This is a genomic window from [Clostridium] clostridioforme AGR2157 (genome assembly GCF_000424325.1).
Lineage (GTDB): Bacteria > Bacillota > Clostridia > Lachnospirales > Lachnospiraceae > Enterocloster > Enterocloster clostridioformis_A.
In genome coordinates this window covers 1-1577 of record NZ_AUJR01000128.1, presented here as the reverse complement: position 1 = coordinate 1577, position 1577 = coordinate 1, and the positions used below count along the sequence as shown (strand labels likewise).

Annotated in this window: 2 protein-coding genes; both read right to left on the bottom strand. The window is 43.4% G+C overall.

Going from position 1 to position 1577, the window contains the following annotated elements; genetic code table 11:
- Positions 1–82: 82 nt before the first annotated feature.
- The gene (locus tag G614_RS0123980) at positions 83–268 is read right to left on the bottom strand and encodes a hypothetical protein (RefSeq protein ID WP_027643217.1); all 186 of its coding nucleotides are present in this window, start codon (positions 266–268) and stop codon (positions 83–85) included.
- A gap of 55 nt (positions 269–323) precedes the next feature.
- Positions 324–1427, bottom strand: a complete 1104-nt coding sequence (locus G614_RS35245) for an IS91 family transposase (RefSeq protein WP_420341546.1) — start codon at positions 1425–1427, stop codon at positions 324–326.
- Positions 1428–1577: the final 150 nt, after the last annotated feature.

Sequence of the window (1577 nt, the reverse complement as noted above, 5' to 3'; positions counted from 1 at the left end):
TATTATAGGAAAGTCCTTGCTGAAACGAAGTTATGTAAACTAATGATTCTGCCAAAGGAGGGTATAGAAAACAGACGGTGGTTTAGAACAGGTCGATATAGAACCCTTCTTCCCATCCATCATCGTCGAGGTCGTCATCTTCAGTTAAAAAGTAATGCATATCCAATAAATCAGAATCGGTCATGTCCTTGACCAGTTTGGGTGTCATTCCTTCTGGAGGATTTTTGATGTATTTTTGTCTGAGTTCATCCACATATCTTTGATTCATTTGCAACTGCCTCCCATCTGTAATAAATGTAGTATGAAGCAGATGGGAGAGAAAGTCAAGCAGAGCGGGACCGGGGATAAAGGCCATGCCTTATCCTTGTCCTTTTGTATAATTCATCCAGAGGAACCCGTTCATGTTTATGGTACAGCTCTAAAAAGACCATTTCATGTCTGCAGTTTGGGCATTGCAGGGGGTCGTACCCCATGGTAAGAAGGAAAAGCTTACGCCAGGTGTTGAAATCGAGGAGAATCCTGTGTTTGGATTTTGGGACTGCTTTATGGAGCTGATTGTCAATCTCCCGGTGTCTGGCATAAAGCCCATAGTACCGGGTCATCTTGAAGTTTTTTTCAGGTATATGCAGAATGAGCAGCTTAATGAAATCAATGGCAGGAAGAGTCTTTTGCACAAAAGAGTTGTCTTCATGCTTATTGTAATGGAAAGTCACCATCTCCCCATCGTAGGAATCAATCCTGGAAAGAGCAATGACAGGGCGGCCAAGATAACGGCTGATATATTTAATAATGGATTTTGGGTCGCAAAGATTGGGCTTGGCATAAACGTAGAATCCATTTCTGTCCCTATGGTAAACGGCGGCTTTCATCTTTTTAAAAGAGGGACCGATGCGTTTTTCCAGTTTATTTAACAAAACAGTCTGAAAGGATTTACGGAGGTAGGAATAATTGAAATATGTGACCTTGCGCCAGACACCATCATCAGAAAACCCACCTTCGGTAAGGAGACAGTGGATGTGTGGATTCCAACCGAGAGGGCGACCGAAGGTATGAAGGACACAGATAAACCCAGGGACAAAGTTTTTGGATTTGTTCAGGGAGAAAAAATATTCTTTGATGACATCAGAAACAGCCTCGAAAAGGCAGTTAAGCAGAGTGCGGTCTTCGAGGAAAAAGCGGCGGAGGGATTCGTCAATGGTGAAGACGAGATGGCGATGGGTACACTGTATTAATTTAAAAGACATAGCGGTAGACCTGTCATTGGAATACTTAGCGCCGCAGGAGGGGCAAAACTTGGAGTGGCAGCGAAAAGGAACGAACTTGAGGTTACCGCAATGGGGACAACCATACATGGCGCCACCATAAGAAGGATCCCCGCAGTTAATGACCTTATCAATGTTTTCCATGACGACAGGTCTGGGTTTTATATCGTATTCAATGATTTCGTAATAGTCTCTGAGCATCTTCTGAATCACATTCATGAGATTATTATGGAATAAAATGACGCAAAAAACAAGCCCTAATTCCCCTCATGAATGAGGGGCTAGGGGAGTTGAGGTGCCGAAGGCACTTTCTTG